Source organism: Merdibacter massiliensis, from assembly GCF_900155395.1.
In the GTDB taxonomy this organism is placed as follows: Bacteria; Bacillota_I; Bacilli_A; order Erysipelotrichales; family Erysipelotrichaceae; genus Merdibacter; species Merdibacter massiliensis.
On sequence record NZ_LT699727.1, the window covers coordinates 182,231 to 199,518 of the forward strand.

The following is a 17,288-nucleotide window of genomic DNA, read 5'->3' on the forward strand; positions in this document are numbered from 1 at the left end:
CTAACAGCCGCTATCGCCATAATTTGAGAGGACGCGAGCACTTGGATCGTTTACATCACAGCCTTCCCATTCGCGATTCGGCATCCAGAAACCAGCGACCATTTGTGCTTGGTTTGGATAAAATGATTCAAATAATTCTCGATATAACAGCGATTCCTTGCTGAAAGGTTTCGCAAAATCATACTTTTCACTTTTCTCTTTGAATTCTTGATCTGTGTAATACTTTTCAGCATACAGTTGCAATTCATCACGCAGTGAATGCCCCACAGCATCTGAAAAAGCTGCTTTCTCTCTCATCAAGATATTCTGCGGCAAATAGTCTCCTTCAAATGCATGACGCAATAAATATTTTCCTTTTCCATAACGGTTCAATTTTTTTTCTGGATCGATGCTCATAACGTATTCAACAAAAGCGAGATCTCCAAAAGGCACCCTGGCTTCCATCGAATTCACGCTGATACAACGATCGGCGCGCAGGACATCATACATATGCAATTCACGAATGCGCTTTTCACTTTCTTTTTGAAATGCCTCCGCATTTGGTGCAAAATCCGTATACTTATAACCAAATAACTCATCCGAGATCTCTCCGGTCATCAACACACGGATATCGGTATTTTCATGAATCCATTTGCATAACAAATACATACCGATCGAAGCACGGATCGTTGTGATGTCATAAGTTGCTAAGGTCTTGACAACTTCCGGCAATGCATGAATGACATCTTCCTTCGTAATGATCACTTCATGATGATCACTGTGCAGATATTCTGCAACTTCTCTTGCATATTTGAGATCAATTGCATCTGTTGCCATTCCAATTGCAAACGTGGGAATTGGCTTTTTCAATAATTTTGCTGAAATTGCACAGACCAATGAAGAATCCAGCCCGCCGCTTAACAAAAAACCTAAAGGGGCGTCTGCATCCAAACGTTTCGCTACACCGTCAACCAAGCGGGCATGGATTTCTTCACAGACTGTATCCAGATCTTCCTTATGCACCCGGCTTACCTTTGTCATATCACGATAACAATGAAATTCTCCATCTGCATAGTAGTGACCTGGTGGAAAAGGGTAGACCTTTTCACACAGTGAAGTCAAATTCTTTGGTTCACTGGCAAAAACGATCGACCCTTTTTGATCATATCCATAATACAAAGGACGTATACCAATCGGATCACGGGCAGCAATAAACTGATACTTTTTCCCATCGTAGAGGATCAAAGCAAATTCTGCATCCAATTGTGCAAACATCGCTGTTCCTAATTCCTCATATAATGGCAATAATATTTCACAATCACTATCGCTTATAAAAGAATATCCCTTTTCTTCTAACTGTTTGCGCAATGAACGAAATCCATAGATTTCTCCATTGCAGACGACCATGGAATCATCCTTTATAAAAGGCTGCATTCCGCGCTCATCCAATCCCATGATTGCAAGACGATGAAATCCCAGGATCCCCTCCCCAGTATCTAAGATCCTTGTATCGTCTGGTCCTCTTGATTTTGTTTTTGCAAAAGCTTCCTCAAATGCTTTCAAAGAAGCTTCTTTGCGACAATACCCCATGATCGAACACATGGTACATCCCTCCTCGTATTTATTCCTATCGACGTTCCTTATTGATTATAAAATTCCAAATAAAAGCTTTCCATAAGTTGGGAATGGCCAGTATTCTGGTGATGTCATCGTTTCTAATTCATCACAAGAACTACGCAGCGCATCCATAGCAGCCAAGATCACATCACGATAGTAAGCTGCTACTTCTTCGTAATCCATTTTTTCTGCAGCTTTGACTGCATCTTCTAATTTCTCCAAGCTTTCAGCCGCCTGTGCTTGCAACTCGCTCGCACGGGCAACCACTTTTTCTTCATAAGTGGTATTGATAGAAGTACTTACCTGGCGTTTGCTGCAAACCGTATCGCTCCATGCTTTGATCTGTGCACTTGTTGCAGGCAAGATCAATTTATGTGCCATATCGATCATCGTTCGAGCTTCGATGTGAATTGTCTTCACATATTCTTCCATCAAGATCTCATAACGCGAACGCATTTCTTCTTCGCTGAATACACCATGACGCTCAAACAATGCAATATTTTCATCATGAATGAAATAAGGCAAAGCGTCCGGTGTCGTACGCAGATTCAATAAACCGCGTTTTTCTGCTTCTTCGATCCATGCATCATCATAACCATTGCCATTGAAGATAATACGTTTATGCTGATGGATCGTATCTTTGATAATAGCATGCAATGCACTTGGCAGATCTGGCGCAACTTCCAATACATCTGCAAATTGTTTTAATTCATCCGCAACTACTGTATTCAATACAATATTGGCACCTGCAATGGAAGAAGAACTTCCCGGCATACGGAATTCAAATTTATTTCCGGTAAATGCAAATGGTGAAGTACGGTTACGATCAGTCGTATCTTTAGGGAATTTCGGCAATACATGGGCACCGATCTTCATCAATTCTTTTTCTTTGCCGCTGTATGCGCGATCTTCTTCAATTGCATCCAGAATTTCTGTCAGCTCGTCTCCTAAGAACATGCTCAAGATAGCCGGCGGAGCTTCATTTGCACCCAAACGGTGGTCATTTCCGGCTGTTGCAACGCTTAAACGCAATAAATCCTGATGTTCATCTACTGCTTTGATTACTGCACATAAGAACAATAAGAATTGTGCATTTTCATATGGAGTATCCCCTGGCTCTAGTAAGTTTACTCCCGTATCTGTAGAAATGGACCAGTTATTATGTTTTCCACTACCGTTGATGCCTTCAAATGGTTTTTCATGCAATAATGCAACCAGATCATGTTTTTTAGCTATACGCTGGATCAATTCCATGGTTAACTGGTTATGATCTGTCGCAATATTTGTTGTTGAGAATACAGGTGCGATCTCATATTGTGCAGGCGCAACCTCATTATGTTCCGTTTTTGCTGCGACACCTAATTTCCACAATTCTTCATTCAATTCATTCATGAAAGACTGTACTCTGGATTTGATCGTTCCAAAATAATGATCTTCCATTTCTTGACCTTTTGGAGTAGGAGCACCAAACAATGTACGTCCTGCATAGATCAAATCTTTTCTTTGACGATAATATTCTTTATCTACCAAGAAATATTCTTGTTCACTGCCGACTGTTGTTTTTACTGAACGTACATCTTCATTGCCGAACAGCTTCAAGATACGCATCGCTTGCTTATTAATTGCTTCCATACTGCGAAGCAATGGTGTTTTTTTATCTAGTGCATGTCCGCTGTAAGAGCAAAATGCTGTTGGAATGCACAAAACGTGATTCTTTATGAAAGCATAGGATGTTGGGTCCCAGGCAGTATACCCTCTTGCTTCAAAAGTAGCGCGCAATCCGCCACTTGGAAAAGATGATGCATCTGGTTCACCTTTGATCAGCTCTTTACCAGAAAATTCCATCATCACTTTGCCATGTCCGTCTGGATTGATGAAACTATCATGTTTTTCTGCTGTAACGCCTGTCATTGGCTGGAACCAATGTGTATAATGGGTAGCTCCTCTTTCTACTGCCCAGTCTTTCATCGCATTCGCAACTGCATTGGCAATTTTGATGTTAAGTGGTCGTCCATCTAAAATGGTTTTCTGTAATTCTCGATATGTGTCTTTTGGCAGACGTTCACGCATAACGCCTTCATCAAAAACCATAGAGCCGAACAGCTCTGTAACCTGTGTTTTCATAAAATTTCACTCTCCTTAACAAAAAAAGAACGGCAGAGGCGAACAGTATCTAAAAAGATACACGACGCCTTTGCCGTTTCTAGATGCATTTCGAGGAAGGAATTCATGGAATGCGGCGGGGATGTCCACGCGTACATGATCGCCTCCATCGTTCATGCTATGCATTATGAAACAAAACAAGAAAAATGTCAAGTGTTTTGTTGAAAATAATTTCAAATGATGAAACTTTTTTTCTTTAATCTTTTAACTTTTCAGCATAATCATAAAGTTTCGTGACATATTTTCCGTCAAAACAAGCTGTACACAGACCGCCTTTACAAATCGTGGTCATATCTTCAATGCTCAAAAAGCGCAAAGAATCTGCCTGGATATAGGTGCACAATTCTTCACAGCTCTTATGTGCGGCAATCAATTCCTCCCGCGTGGAAGTATCTACACCATAAAAACAAGGATATTTGATCATAGGGGAAGCAATGCGCATATGAATTTCTTTTGCACCTGCTTCTTTCAACAATTGAACGATCCGTTTGGATGTGGTACCGCGAACGATGGAATCATCGATCAATATGATTCGTTTGCCCTCCACGATGCTGCGGATAGCAGACAGTTTCATACGTACACCGCGATCACGCAATTGTTGTGTTGGCTGGATAAACGTACGTGCAACATAACGGTTTTTGATCAAACCCATTTCATAAGGGATACCGCTCGCTTCCGCATATCCGCTTGCGGCACTGATAGAAGAATCCGGTACACCGATAACGATATCTGCTTCTATGCCTTTGTCTTTTTTTGCCAGTAATGCACCGCTTGCTTTTCGGAACAAATGCACATTGATACCGTCCAATGTACTGTCTGGACGAGAAAAATAAATATATTCCATCGCGCACATGGCATGTTGTTTCGCCGGGGCAAAGCGATAATGCTCGACACGGTCGTCACAGAATTTAACGATTTCGCCAGGTTTTACATCTATAATATCGCTACCGCTGATGACATCATATGTACAAGTCTCCGAACTGATGCAATAGCCATCTTGAACCTTTGCATATGACAAAGGACGAAGTCCATAGCAATCACGTACTGCGTAAATACTGTTGCCGCTCATGATCAAAAAAGCAAATGAACCTTCCAATTGTATCGCTGTCTTTTTGATTTTCTCTAACAAAGAGCCTTTTTCTCTTTGAATGAGATGAAGGATGATCTCGCTGTCACTAGTTCCTTGAAAGATGCTTCCTGCATCTTCCAAAGCATTACGTAATTGTGTTGCATTTACGATCTGACCATTATGGACCATGGCCAAAGTTCCCTGATGAGAAACAGATAACATGGGCTGCACATTTTCCAGGATGTTCCCCCCTGCAGTTGAATACCGCACATGCCCTACTGCTATATTTCCTTTTAAGGATTGCAACTGTTCTTCTCCAAATACTTCAGCGATCAAACCGCGCCCCTTATAACTTTTCACCTGTGTCCCATCACTGACAGCAATACCGCACCCTTCCTGTCCGCGATGTTGTAATGCATGTAAACCATAGTATGTCAAAGACGCCGCTTCTTCCACATGGTAGACGCCAAAGACACCACATTCTTCATGCAATTCATCCCACATCAAAACCCCTCCATTTCTTAATGCATGCATATTACATCACCTCGCCCTTTTCTGTCAATGCTCAATTGTGATGATTTCCCGAAATCAAGCGCATTTTTCTTGCTTATTGTCATTTCTTTCATGCCCCCTGTAAAAATACAAAATGTTCATTGACTTTTCATTTCATATTTTGTATAAATATTATGTTAATTCATGAGATTTGAGCAATGGCGTTCATCTAAAGGAAGGAGTGTCTTTTCTTATACGATGAGCGTTTTCATTTTAGACAGGAGGGTTATACATGTATTCACAGGAAGATGTTCTTACATTTGTTGAAGAAGAAAATGTGAAATTTATCAAACTCGCTTTCTTTGACGTATTCGGTGTACAGAAAAACATCTCTATTCTTCCTCAAGAACTTCCTCGTGCTTTTGACGAAGGTATTTCTTTCGATGCAAGTGCAATTGCTGGATTTGGCAACGAAGGTAAAAGTGATCTTTTCCTACATCCTGATCCAAGCACATTATGTATCTTGCCTTGGCGACCAATGGATGGCCGTGTGATCCGTTTGTATTGTGATGTTCGCTATCCGGATGGAAGCATTTTCCAAGATGACAGCCGCTGGATATTAAAACAAGCAGTCGCCTACGCACAAAAAAATGATATTGAGATCAATTTAGGAGCAGAAGTCGAATTTTACTTATTTCAAAGAGATGAAGAAAATAAAGATCTGCGCATCCCGTTTGATCAAGCCGGTTATATGGACGTTGCGCCGAAAGATCAAGGAGAAGATATCCGCAGAGAAATCTGCTTTACCTTGATTGAAATGGGCATTCAGCCGGAAGCCAGCCATCATGAAGAAGGACCGGGACAAAATGAAATTGATTTCCATTATAGTGACGCATTGACTGCCGCAGATCATACCTCTACTTTTAAATGGGTAGTTGAAATGGTAGCATCTGGAAATGGATTAGAAGCAGATTTCTCGCCAAAACCATTAGCAGATCACGCAGGAAATGGAATGCATATTAATCTTTCTTTACCAAAGAACCCTGAATTACAAGAGGCTTTTCTGGCAGGGATCTTAGACCATATCTGTGAAATGACGGTTTTTTTCAATCCGCATAAAGACAGTTTTCTTCGTTTAGGAGAGAAAAAAGCACCTCGTTTCGTAAGCTGGTCAAAAGAGAATCGTTCTACATTAATCCGCATTCCTGCTGTCAAAGGGGGACAGCAGCGAATTGAGCTAAGATCTCCTGATCCAATGGCCAATCCTTATCTTTGTTATGCACTTTTGATTTATGCAGGAATCGATGGTATCCAAAAGCATCGAAAAGCACCTCAAGCAATTGATGTAAATCTCTATACAGCACAACGATCTGTAACCGATCTGTTGCAAAAATTACCTACTACCCATGCAGAAGCATGGAATCGTGCGGCAGCAAGCGATTTTATCAAACAATTTATTCCTGCTGCATATCTGCACGCATATCGATAAGAATAAGAAAGGGGAGGAGGAAAAGCATGCCTAATTACAGCATTCTGGTCGTTTCTAAAAGTGAAATTCCTATGCAAATTTTAAAAGAACTTTTACCGAAAGATCAATATAACATCCTTTTCTCCTCCACCATTGCACAGACACAGCGTTTGCTCATCGGACGCAAGATCGATTTGCTGATCATTGATATGCCGTTAAAAGAAGAAAGCGGCCTTCGTTTTGCGCAATCGATTGCACAACGCAGTATTCCTGGTCTGTTATTATTGATGAATGCGACATTATATCATACATTGGCAGCACGCATGGAAGAAGTAGGAATTCCAGTCCTTGCCAAGCCCCTTTCACATCAAGCGCTCTATCAAAGCGTTCGTTTGATGTGTACCCTGCAAAAGCGTATCGAGCGCTATGAAAAAGAGACGCTTGTTTTACAAGATAAAATGAAAGAAATTCAAGCAATCAATCAGGCAAAATGGTTATTGGTCGAACATTTTGGTTACAGTGAAGATAAAGCACATCACTTCATATTAAAAAAAGCGATGGACCAGTGTTGTACCAAATATGAAATTGCAAGACAGATATTAAAGAAACTAGGAGGCAGTTAGTTTATGACAAAATATATTTTTGTAACCGGCGGTGTTGTTTCTGGACTAGGTAAAGGAATCACAGCCGCATCTTTAGGCAGATTATTAAAAGCGCGCGGATTGAAAGTGGCAGCACAAAAATTAGATCCTTATATCAATGTTGATCCGGGAACCATGAGTCCTTTTCAACACGGTGAAGTATTCGTAACCGAAGATGGAGCCGAGACCGATTTAGATTTAGGCCATTATGAACGCTTTATCGATGAAAACCTAAACCAGTACTCTAACTTAACCACAGGAAAGGTATACTGGAATGTATTAAATAAAGAACGCAGCGGTGAATATTTAGGAGAAACCGTTCAGGTCATCCCTCATATCACTAATGAAATCAAGACATTTATCTATCAAGTAGGTAAAAAAACGGATGCCGATATCGTCATCACTGAAATCGGCGGTACAACTGGCGATATCGAAAGTCAGCCATTCCTGGAAGCGATTCGTCAAGTCGGTTTAGAAGTGGGAGAAGAAAACGCCCTGTTTATCCACGTAACGCTGGTTCCTTATTTAAGCGGCAGTTATGAACACAAAACAAAGCCGACCCAGCATTCTGTCAAGGAATTACAGGGAATGGGAATCCATCCAGATATCGTCGTCTTGCGTTGTGATCGTCCTTTGGATGATTCCGTCTTTAAGAAAATTGCCCTTTTCTGCAATGTAAAAGAAGATTGTGTAATTGAGAATCTGACTGTTCCACAGTTATATGAAGCACCGATCATGTTGGAACGGAATCATTTTTCAGATATTGTCTGCCGCGAATTACATTTAACGACTGCTCCATGTGATTTACAGGAATGGAATGCAATGTTGGAAAAGGTACACAACTGCCATAAACGGACTACGATCGGTCTCGTTGGAAAGTATGTTCAATTGCATGATGCTTACTTATCTGTCGCAGAAGCCTTGCGCCATGGAGGGTATGCTTCCGACTGCAGCGTATCCATCGAATGGATCGATTCTGAATTATTAAATGAACAAAATGTAGATGAATGCTTGAAAAATTGCGATGCAATCATCGTACCTGGCGGTTTTGGAGAACGCGGTATCGAAGGAATGGTCGCTGCTGCCAATCATTGCCGCCGTACAAAGAAACCATATTTAGGCATCTGCTTAGGCATGCAGATTGCTGTCATTGAATTTGCCCGCCATGTACTAGGTTGGGAAGATGCGGATTCTAGAGAATTCCATCCCGATTCTACACACAAAGTCATAGACTTCCTTCCAGATCAAAATGATTCCATCAACAAAGGCGGAACACTTCGTTTAGGTGCCTATCCTTGTGTCATCGCTGAAGGAACACAGATGATGAATTGTTATCAGACAAAAGAAATCCAAGAACGCCATCGTCATCGTTATGAATTTAATAATGACTACCGCAAAGAACTAGAAGAAGCCGGATTAGTGATCAGCGGCACCTCACCTGACGGTCACATCGTTGAAACCATTGAAATCAAGGATCATCCATTCTTTATCGGAGTACAATTCCATCCTGAATTCAAAAGCCGTCCAAATCGTCCGCATCCATTATTCTTAGGCTTTGTACGTGCTTCCTTGCAACAGGCAAAAAACAACTTAAAATAAGAGGCTGTAACGAAATAGAAGATTTTAATTAAACGAATCTGTCTATTGAGGTTACGACCTCTTTTTTCTTTTCTTTACTTTGAAATTGTTTCAATTCTCCCAATTATCCCTGTTTTTTGGCATTATGAAAACACCTATTGTGGAAAACCCATCAACATTATTTATGCTTGTGCTTTTTTTCTTGTTTTTTTGTTATGATATTTCATCAGATTAAAGCCTACGCACACCAACAGGAACTCCATTTCTACATTTTTGATGCTTCTCCTATGTAATCTGTCATAAGCATAATCTTCTTTTATCACTCCAAATGCTCCTTCGCTTTGTATGGATCTTTGCACTCGATGATGGATTCCTTCTTCGCTATTTAGTTTTTTTCTCGCTGTTCTTTCAAACTCCTCAAGTATCGGATTCACGCTTATCGTTCGATCTCCCTTGGCTTTCGTACATTGAGATTTGAGTGGGCAATCCGTGCATTTGCCACAACTGTGCGTTTGATTGATTCGATAATATTTGCTTCTCTTATCAACCGTTTCATTGATACAGCCAAATTCATGTCCTGCCGGGCAGATATATCTTCCATTTCCATTTCTGTTCCAGTTTGATTTGATGAATGTTTTTTTCTTGTAGCTCGTTTCTTTTTCTTTTGAATACATCATATATTTGATATAGGCTTCCATATCATTTTCTAAACAGAAGAAATAATTATCATAGGATCCATATCCTGCATCCGCTACTACTGTTTTAGGCATCCTGTTATAAAGTGCTCTGAATGTTTCAAGAAATTTGATAAATGTCTTTTGATCGGTTCTATCCTGATAGATACAAGCCAATTGGATATATTCACTGCTTACTGCTATCTGTGCATTGTATCCTGCCTTGAAGATTCCTGTCTTCATGTAATGGTCCTCTTTCATGTGCATCATCGTTGCATCGTGGTCTGTTTTCGAACAGCTGTTTCTGTCAGGTCCGCATAGTTCAATTCTTTCCAAACAGTTTTGCAGTGTTTCTTTGTATTTCATCAATTCATCATAATAACGCTGAATCTGGCTTTTTCGCTTACCTTTTCCATAAATGAAAGTGATTCCCTCTTGTTCAACGATATGAAAAATTTGGTTAGCCATATTCTCTATGTCTTTTATTGTCCACTCCTCTTTTTGAGATGCTTCAATACGATCACCCAGTTTCTTGACCCATTCGTTTAATCGAGTGAATATTTTATCTCTTGTTTTGATTGCGGTCTTTTTCCAGATGAAAGTAAACTTGTTGGCATTGGCCTCAAGCTTGGTTCCATCAATATAAACCGTATCATGATCAATTGACGGATCTAATATCTCAATTGATTCAAATATATCTCTAAAAATGAATTGGATGTCATATTTTAAATACTTTTGGATGAAACGATGAAATGCCATGTGACTTGGCGTTTCCTCCTGCATCAAGAACATGAAACGGATGTCCGTTCTACAGCTTTTTTCAATATCTCTTAGACTATAAATATGATTCATGAACGCAAACAGGATGACTTTGATCATCTTGAAGGGATTATATTCTTCACGCCCTCTGTGAGCAGGGTGATCAAGATATTTGTTCCAGTTGACTCCTTCCATCACTTCAAGAAAACTGTACACCGGATCAGAAGAATCGATCTTTTTTTCACAATCCAGTGGTAAAATCATCTGAAATGCGGTATAATTCCTATTGCTCAAATAGGAATGATTTAGCTCTAACACTTCGATGTTTTTCATAGCTAAATTATACCAAAAAATGCATCCTTTCTCTTTCGAGATTAGATGCATTTTTTATTTTTGGCTATTCCTTATTCGTTACAGCCTCTTTTTATATGCTTTCTTGAGCAATGCTCATGATAATGCCCTTTGCTACTGCCTGGGCTAATTCTTCCGGATTGGAAAGAATAAAATTCATATCTTGCGCATTGCTCATAAATCCTAATTCTAATAATAAAGACGGAATCGAATTCTTACAGATCACATAAAGCGAACTATCATACGCATCTTTTAATCCTCGATCTATGCTGTAATCCAAATCAGACAGCTGTGAATGAATATTTTCTGCCATGCTTACCGTTGACGCTTCGTTTAGATCTACATACGTCTCATAACCGCGAATGTCATTTCCATCTTCACTGGAATTTAAATGAATAGAGATAAAATAATCCGCTTGCGCATCTTCCGCAATTTGTACACGAGATTGCAAATCAATCAAATTATCGCTTTCCCACTCCACATCGTCGCTTGTTCGTGTATAAACGACATTAATTCCTTCCTCTTCCAAATAGTCTCCTATTAACAGCACCAGACCTAATGTGATGTTTTTTTCATATACTCCCTCCAAGCTGACACTGCCGCTGTCGTAACCGCCATGACCAGCATCCAGAACGATTGTCAAAGAATCATCTTGCTCCGTGTTTGAAATCAAAATGGTACTTGCATTCTCATATGAAAATAAAGGAAAAAATAATTTAACAACAACCATAATCATGATAACCGATAAAATGATCAGGATTTTGTTCTGCTTTCGTTTCTTTCTATTCTGCTGCATATCTATACTCCTCTTTCACTTAAGAAGAGTATAGTAAACAAATATGAATATTATTTGAATGAATACTGTTTCTACAATGAAGAAACAGACTATCGATCTTTAGAAGCATGAATCAGACGAAATAACTGATATGCACTCTCTTCCAGATACTCTGCTGTATGGGCGATTGCTTCTTTCAACGGATATACCCCTTGCTGTATAGAGAAGATACCATCAAAACAGGCTGACAGCTCATCGATGTTGCCTGTTTTCTGCCCGCAAAGTGCAATAACCGGTTTTCGATATTGCTGTGCTAGTCTTGCAATACAGAATGGTAACTTTCCCTGTAAAGTCTGTTCATTCATGCCGCCTTCTCCTGTAACGATCCAGTCAGCATCTTGTATTTTCTTTTCCAATTCCAATGAGCGGCTGATTACTTCAAAACCTGAAGTCAGGGTACCGCCTAACAAAAGCATGCCTGCTCCACAACCGCCGCCGGCACCGCAACCTGGTTGAGTCAGATCTTCTTTTACATAGTCTTGTAAATAATGCAATTGACGTTCCAATAACACTTGCTGTCTTAAATTGGCTCCCTTTTGCGGAGCATAAAGCAAAGCACATCCTGACTTTCCAAACAAAGGTGCATTTACATCACAGCCGATGACGATCTCTATTTTTGAACAAATTTCTTTTGCCTGTTGAAAAGTAGAAACATCCCAATGATGGAAAGAAAATAAGGGATTGATCGTAGAAGAAATCAGATGGTTTTTCGCATCAAACAGCTGTACCCCTAATCCCTGCAATAAACCTAAGCCGGCGTCTGTCGTGATCGTCCCTCCTAGAAAAAACAATAGTTTTTGGACATGGGCGTCCACCAAGGCTTTGATCAATTCACCAACGCCAAATGTATTGGTCTCCTCTACGGTCTGATAAGAAACCGCATGACCATGCAAGCCGAAAATAGAGGCTGCTTCTACTCCTGCACATAATATGCCGTTTTCCTCGAATAAGAAAACATCGACATCAATTGGATGATGAAAAGCATCTCTGCAAGTAAAAGCACGAAACTGTCCAGTCTTGTGTGTAGCCAAAGCTTCTACGCTTCCTTCTCCTCCATCTGCTACTGCATAGACTTCACTTGAAGCTATTTTTGTCCTTTCGATACCACGTGCAACTGCCATTCCTGCCTCAAACGAAGATAAGGATCCTTTAAAAGAGTCAACCGCAACTAATACTTTCATATTTTCTTCCACCTGGTATATTGTAAAAGACTCATCTAATAGTCACTACAATATACCTTTTCCTTTCTATCAACCTTTTATAACCGTAGGTTGAAGACGGTAAGTTTCATTTGTAGAATATTGAAATATGTGAATGTGGATTTGTATTCCTCCTTGTGGCTTTGACTACTTTGGAAAGGTTCTTACCACGCCTTATTCCAAAACAATGATTAGTTAGATGAGTCTTTGAATTCATATCGCGCACCAGGATTTGTGGTTTAAGTGCTGTGGTTCTTCACTTCACATAGTTTTTAGAAAGGACGTGTTTTTTTTATGTTTCTTGTCGGAATCGATATCGGTAAACTCTCTCATGTCTTCTGTATCATGGATTCGACTACCGGTGAATTTCTTGTCGAACCTGTTTCGTTCAAAAACAATAAACAGGGATTCGATCTTTTAATAAACAAAATCAAATCATTTCCTGAAAAGAATGTTCTCATCGGAATGGAAGATACCGGTCATTACCATTTCAATCTTTTGAAATTCTTACTCGATGCCGGTCATACCGTTGCCCTGATCAATCCAGTAACTACCGATATGACCCGTAAAATGCAGCTTGGTGCCACCAAAGATGATAATCTGGATGCCCAGCTGATTTGTGATATTCTGGCTTCCAATCAAAGAAGAAAGGGTTACCGGATATCAAAAGTCAACAGCTTTGAACTCTATGAACAGAAACGATTGACCCGCGAACATCACGACCTCAAGGAACAGCTGAATGTCTACTCCAACAAGCTACAGAAATGTATCGATATCGTGTTTCCTGAATTTAATTCTTTGTTTAGATCCAAATACGGAATCGTTTATATGAATGTGCTGAAAACATTCGGCAGTGCCGATTCTATCGCTCATGCCAATATACGCAGTATCCGTAAATGTTTTGAGACGAATGGAAGAGGCCGTCAGATTGCACTGACACCGGAAAGGCTGAAGAAGTGGCTAAAAATTCGATTGGTTTCCCCTCCAAGGCGGAAGTCATTGAAATGAAACATCTGATTGCCATGATGGAACTGATCCATGAGCAAATCAGAGAACTGGACAAAAAAATAGAAGAATTCAGCCTGCAACTAAACTCTCCTATCCTCAGCATACCAGGGATTTCTCATTTCTCTGGTACTTCCATTTTAGCGGAATTAGGAGATTTGCACAACTATTCCACGGCTTCTCAAATCATAAAGTTTGCCGGTGTATCTCCCTACAAGCACAAATCGAGCCAGTATGAAGCACAACATACGGCCATCACCAAGAAAGGATCGCGCTATTTAAGGAAAACACTCTACCAGGTTATCCTTCCGGTTATAAACTTCAATCCCGTGTTCCATGCCTACTATCGTCATAAACTGTCACAGGGCAAAGGACATCGATGTGCACAGGGGCACTGTGTAAGAAAGTTATTACGCATCATCTATCATTTGGTAACAACAAATCAACAGTTTGATTCGGAACTTTTAAGATAAATAGATCGAGCACATCAAGATCAAAAAATTGAACCTTTTTCAGGTTGTTTTTGTCATGCCTTTTTATTCACATTTTCAAAGATCTCTACAAAATTAGCTAACTGGTATCAACAGTTTTACATTTTCAAACTTTTTCATCTAAACTACTTGATTTTTATATAGTTAGCTTTCATAAGGGATTATATCGCTCTTCTGCCTATTTAAATATATTTTATAGACCAAAAAATGATATAATTAATAAGTAAATATATGGTACAAAAGACAAAGGAGGATGCTGAAGTGAAATTATCACCTGTTTTGGCACAACAAATCGTTCACGATATTCATGATGTGCTGCATCAAGAAATAAATTTTATGGATGAAAACGGGCTGATCATTGCCAGCACAGATTTCAATCGTATCAACCAGATACATGAAGGTGCACAGATTGTCATACAGAGCAAAAAACAGCTGACGATTCATAGTGATCATCAATATGAAGGTACTAGAAAAGGAATTAATATGCCCGTTTTTTTTGATCATGAAGTCATTGGCGTCATAGGAATCACTGGTGATGAAAAAGATGTACTGTATTATGGACAGATTTTGCAAAAAATGACACAGATATTGATTCGTGACGCCTATGATCGGGATATTCGCAATCAAAAGCGAACAAATGATCGGTTATGGATCGAGCAGCTGATCCAAGCACGTGATGATCCTCATCTGCATCCATCTTTTCACACGATTCAAAATCATGCTTTTCAGTTTCTTTATGCAATTCCTTCCCGCCCCATGAATGCTGGACAAATAGAACAGGTGCATCGACTGACAGAATCTCCTACTTATGCAGAAATGATACAGAAAAAAGCAATTTATTCATCTGAAATGATCTTGCTCATCAATAAAACTCCATTACAAAAAATAGATTCATTGATAGATGCAGCAAAGAAAATTGCTGATGAAATCTACTGGGGCATAGGAAATACATATGAAGAGAAAAAAGCGTTATACACTGCTTATCAACAAGCGAAACAGTCTGCCATCTGGGGGAAAAGAATCCTGCATATACCATTGATTGCCTATGAAAAAAGTGAATTAGGCATGCTGGTGCCATGGCTGACGCAACAGGATAACACTCCATTTTTACAATCTGTTTTTCATTCCCTTCCGCAAGAAAAAATCATGAGTATCCTTTCTTTTTTAGATCTTTATGAACAGGCAAACGGTTCTTTGAAAAAAGCCGCAGAAATAGGGAATATGCATAAAAACACAATACAATACAAGATCTTGCAGATCATCCAAGAAACAGGATATGATCCTCGTCAATATCATGATTTCACTATTTTGAAAACAGCTGCATTGCTGTACCGTTATAAATATGAGCTGAATTTGCAAAAAAATAGTGCATATCATTGGACAATATGAAAAAAATGGATATAATAATACCGATTGAAGAAAAGGCAAGAAAGAAAAGAGGTTATATGATGTACTGTACTCGTAAAATCACAGATTCTATCGTATGGGTCGGTGGCAGTGATCGCCGGTTAGCTTTATTTGAAAATTTATTTCCGATCCCACGTGGTGTCTCATACAATTCTTATCTGATATTAGATGAAAAAACTTGTTTACTAGATACGGCAGATGCTTCCATCCGTCAACAGTTTATTGAAAATGTGTTGGCAACATTAAACGGACGCTCATTAGACTATTTGGTCGTGAATCATATGGAACCCGACCATTGTGCAAATATTGAAGAATTGGCACTGCGTTTTCCTGATATGAAAATTGTAGGAAATGCAAAAACATTAAGTTTCATCGGACAATTCTACGATATGGATCTCCATGATCGCACTATTACAGTAACAGAAAAAGATACGCTTTCTCTTGGAACACATGAACTGCATTTCGTATTCGCACCAATGGTTCATTGGCCGGAAGTCATGATGACTTATGAAGCCAGCGAAAAGATTTTGTTCTCTGCAGATGCATTTGGCAGCTTTGGTGCTTTAAACGGCACCCTGTTTGATGATGAAATCGATCTGGACAGCGAATGGTTAAATGATGCACGCCGCTATTATACAAATATCGTTGGAAAATATGGCGTTCAAGTACAGACGGCATTGAAAAAGGCAGGGGCTGTCGATATTCAAATGATCGCACCTCTTCACGGCATCGTCTGGAGAAAGAACATTAGCTATATTTTAGAGAAATATCAATTGTGGAGCACCTATACTCCGGAAGAAAAAGGTGTTGTCATTCTTTATGGTTCCATGTATGGAAATACAGAAAATGCAGCGAATATCTTAGCAGGCATGCTTGCTGACAAAGGAATTCATAAAATAGCAGTATATGATGTCTCCAATACGCATGTATCGACGTTGATTGCCGAATCATTCCGTTACAGTCACCTTGTACTGGCTGCACCTACTTACAATAATGAGATCTATCCAGCTATGTACAACTATCTCCATGATCTGAAGGCGCTCAATTTACAAAAACGCTGTGTAGCATTGATTGAAAATGGAACATGGGGACCACTGAGCGGCAAATTGATGAATGAATTTTTGCAAGGAATAAAAGATATGCAAATTCTGGAACCAAAAGTTACCGTTCGTTCATCCTTAAAGGAGGATAGCCGTCAGCAACTAGAAACGCTGGCTCAATGCATCGTTGATTCATTGGCATAAACATATATGCATCGATCAAGGCTGATTCTATATCGGCCTTTTTCTTTTTGACTAAGGGGGATTTATATGAATAAAAATACTGTTTATCGTTTTTTTCTTTTACACGTTGGGATTATTGATCTTGTCCATGGGTTTGACGCTAAATACAAAAGCGGGATTAGGGGTCTCCCCGATCATTTCTGTGCCTTACAGTATTTCAAATATCTTCTATTTCAATTTTGGAAATGCGACACTGATTTATTATTGTTTTTTTGTTATTCTGCAACTCCTATTGCATAGCTTTTACATCAAAAAAGCGGCAATAAAAACGACAACA

13 protein-coding genes are annotated in these 17,288 nt (G+C 39.5%); 7 read left to right on the forward strand and 6 right to left on the reverse strand.

Annotated features, from left to right (window positions below; genetic code table 11):
- The 3 genes from asnB to purF all read right to left on the reverse strand — a co-directional run bounded on the left by asnB (nt 1) and on the right by purF (nt 5,332).
- Nucleotides 1-1,581 (reverse strand): asparagine synthase B, encoded by a 1,581-nt coding sequence (gene asnB, locus BQ9859_RS08860; RefSeq protein WP_075877829.1) that lies wholly within the window; start codon nt 1,579-1,581, stop codon nt 1-3.
- A 45-nt stretch (nt 1,582-1,626) separates the two neighbouring features.
- A complete protein-coding gene (locus BQ9859_RS08865) occupies nt 1,627-3,720 on the reverse strand; it encodes a glutamine synthetase III family protein (protein ID WP_075877830.1) in 2,094 nt (697 codons plus the stop codon).
- A 235-nt stretch (nt 3,721-3,955) separates the two neighbouring features.
- Complete coding sequence (gene purF / locus BQ9859_RS08870) at nt 3,956-5,332, reverse strand: amidophosphoribosyltransferase (protein WP_075878040.1); 1,377 nt, start codon at nt 5,330-5,332, stop codon at nt 3,956-3,958.
- A gap of 280 nt (nt 5,333-5,612) precedes the next feature.
- Here purF and BQ9859_RS08875 point away from each other — a divergent pair, with 280 nt between their 5' ends.
- The 3 genes from BQ9859_RS08875 to BQ9859_RS08885 are packed head-to-tail and all read left to right on the forward strand — an operon-like array spanning nt 5,613 to nt 9,028.
- Nucleotides 5,613-6,809, forward strand: coding sequence for a glutamine synthetase family protein (locus tag BQ9859_RS08875; RefSeq protein ID WP_075877831.1), 1,197 nt, complete (start codon nt 5,613-5,615; stop codon nt 6,807-6,809).
- A 26-nt stretch (nt 6,810-6,835) separates the two neighbouring features.
- A complete protein-coding gene (locus BQ9859_RS08880) occupies nt 6,836-7,411 on the forward strand; it encodes an ANTAR domain-containing response regulator (protein ID WP_075877832.1) in 576 nt (191 codons plus the stop codon).
- A 3-nt stretch (nt 7,412-7,414) separates the two neighbouring features.
- Nucleotides 7,415-9,028 carry a CTP synthase gene (locus BQ9859_RS08885; protein ID WP_075877833.1) on the forward strand — a complete coding sequence of 538 codons (1,614 nt, stop codon included), beginning with the start codon at nt 7,415-7,417 and terminating at the stop codon, nt 9,026-9,028.
- A gap of 161 nt (nt 9,029-9,189) precedes the next feature.
- Here BQ9859_RS08885 and BQ9859_RS08890 read toward each other — a convergent pair whose 3' ends face one another.
- From BQ9859_RS08890 to BQ9859_RS08900, 3 genes are all read right to left on the reverse strand, one after another.
- Nucleotides 9,190-10,773 carry an IS1182 family transposase gene (locus BQ9859_RS08890; protein WP_075877133.1) on the reverse strand — a complete coding sequence of 528 codons (1,584 nt, stop codon included), beginning with the start codon at nt 10,771-10,773 and terminating at the stop codon, nt 9,190-9,192.
- Nucleotides 10,774-10,864: 91 nt separating this feature from the next.
- The gene (locus tag BQ9859_RS08895; protein ID WP_083662810.1) at nt 10,865-11,587 is read right to left on the reverse strand and encodes an N-acetylmuramoyl-L-alanine amidase family protein; all 723 of its coding nucleotides are present in this window, start codon (nt 11,585-11,587) and stop codon (nt 10,865-10,867) included.
- Between the two features lie 89 nt (nt 11,588-11,676).
- Nucleotides 11,677-12,807 carry a glycerate kinase family protein gene (locus BQ9859_RS08900; RefSeq protein ID WP_075877834.1) on the reverse strand — a complete coding sequence of 377 codons (1,131 nt, stop codon included), beginning with the start codon at nt 12,805-12,807 and terminating at the stop codon, nt 11,677-11,679.
- 312 nt (nt 12,808-13,119) lie between these two features.
- Between BQ9859_RS08900 and BQ9859_RS12745 the strand changes: the two genes are divergently transcribed.
- From BQ9859_RS12745 to BQ9859_RS08915, 4 genes are all read left to right on the forward strand, one after another.
- Complete coding sequence (locus BQ9859_RS12745) at nt 13,120-13,833, forward strand: IS110 family transposase (protein ID WP_235846421.1); 714 nt, start codon at nt 13,120-13,122, stop codon at nt 13,831-13,833.
- On the forward strand, nt 13,830-14,303 hold the full coding sequence (locus BQ9859_RS12750; protein ID WP_235846422.1) for a transposase: 474 nt from the start codon (nt 13,830-13,832) through the stop codon (nt 14,301-14,303). The genes BQ9859_RS12745 and BQ9859_RS12750 overlap by 4 nt, the downstream gene beginning before the upstream one ends.
- A gap of 279 nt (nt 14,304-14,582) precedes the next feature.
- Nucleotides 14,583-15,710, forward strand: coding sequence for a CdaR family transcriptional regulator (locus tag BQ9859_RS08910; RefSeq protein ID WP_075877835.1), 1,128 nt, complete (start codon nt 14,583-14,585; stop codon nt 15,708-15,710).
- A 56-nt stretch (nt 15,711-15,766) separates the two neighbouring features.
- Nucleotides 15,767-16,972, forward strand: a complete 1,206-nt coding sequence (locus BQ9859_RS08915) for an FprA family A-type flavoprotein (protein ID WP_456237779.1) — start codon at nt 15,767-15,769, stop codon at nt 16,970-16,972.
- Nucleotides 16,973-17,288 lie beyond the last annotated feature (316 nt).

Bases quoted from the DNA above. Each gene is read 5' to 3' on its own strand.
- asnB (WP_075877829.1), bottom strand. From the start codon at position 1,581: ATGTGTTCGATCATGGGGTATTGTCGCAAAGAAGCTTCTTTGAAAGCA.
- BQ9859_RS08865 (WP_075877830.1), bottom strand. From the start codon at position 3,720: ATGAAAACACAGGTTACAGAGCTGTTCGGCTCTATGGTTTTTGATGAA.
- purF (WP_075878040.1), bottom strand. From the start codon at position 5,332: ATGTGGGATGAATTGCATGAAGAATGTGGTGTCTTTGGCGTCTACCAT.
- BQ9859_RS08875 (WP_075877831.1), top strand. From the start codon at position 5,613: ATGTATTCACAGGAAGATGTTCTTACATTTGTTGAAGAAGAAAATGTG.
- BQ9859_RS08880 (WP_075877832.1), top strand. From the start codon at position 6,836: ATGCCTAATTACAGCATTCTGGTCGTTTCTAAAAGTGAAATTCCTATG.
- BQ9859_RS08885 (WP_075877833.1), top strand. From the start codon at position 7,415: ATGACAAAATATATTTTTGTAACCGGCGGTGTTGTTTCTGGACTAGGT.
- BQ9859_RS08890 (WP_075877133.1), bottom strand. From the start codon at position 10,773: ATGAAAAACATCGAAGTGTTAGAGCTAAATCATTCCTATTTGAGCAAT.
- BQ9859_RS08895 (WP_083662810.1), bottom strand. From the start codon at position 11,587: ATGCAGCAGAATAGAAAGAAACGAAAGCAGAACAAAATCCTGATCATT.
- BQ9859_RS08900 (WP_075877834.1), bottom strand. From the start codon at position 12,807: ATGAAAGTATTAGTTGCGGTTGACTCTTTTAAAGGATCCTTATCTTCG.
- BQ9859_RS12745 (WP_235846421.1), top strand. From the start codon at position 13,120: ATGTTTCTTGTCGGAATCGATATCGGTAAACTCTCTCATGTCTTCTGT.
- BQ9859_RS12750 (WP_235846422.1), top strand. From the start codon at position 13,830: ATGAAACATCTGATTGCCATGATGGAACTGATCCATGAGCAAATCAGA.
- BQ9859_RS08915 (WP_456237779.1), top strand. From the start codon at position 15,767: ATGATGTACTGTACTCGTAAAATCACAGATTCTATCGTATGGGTCGGT.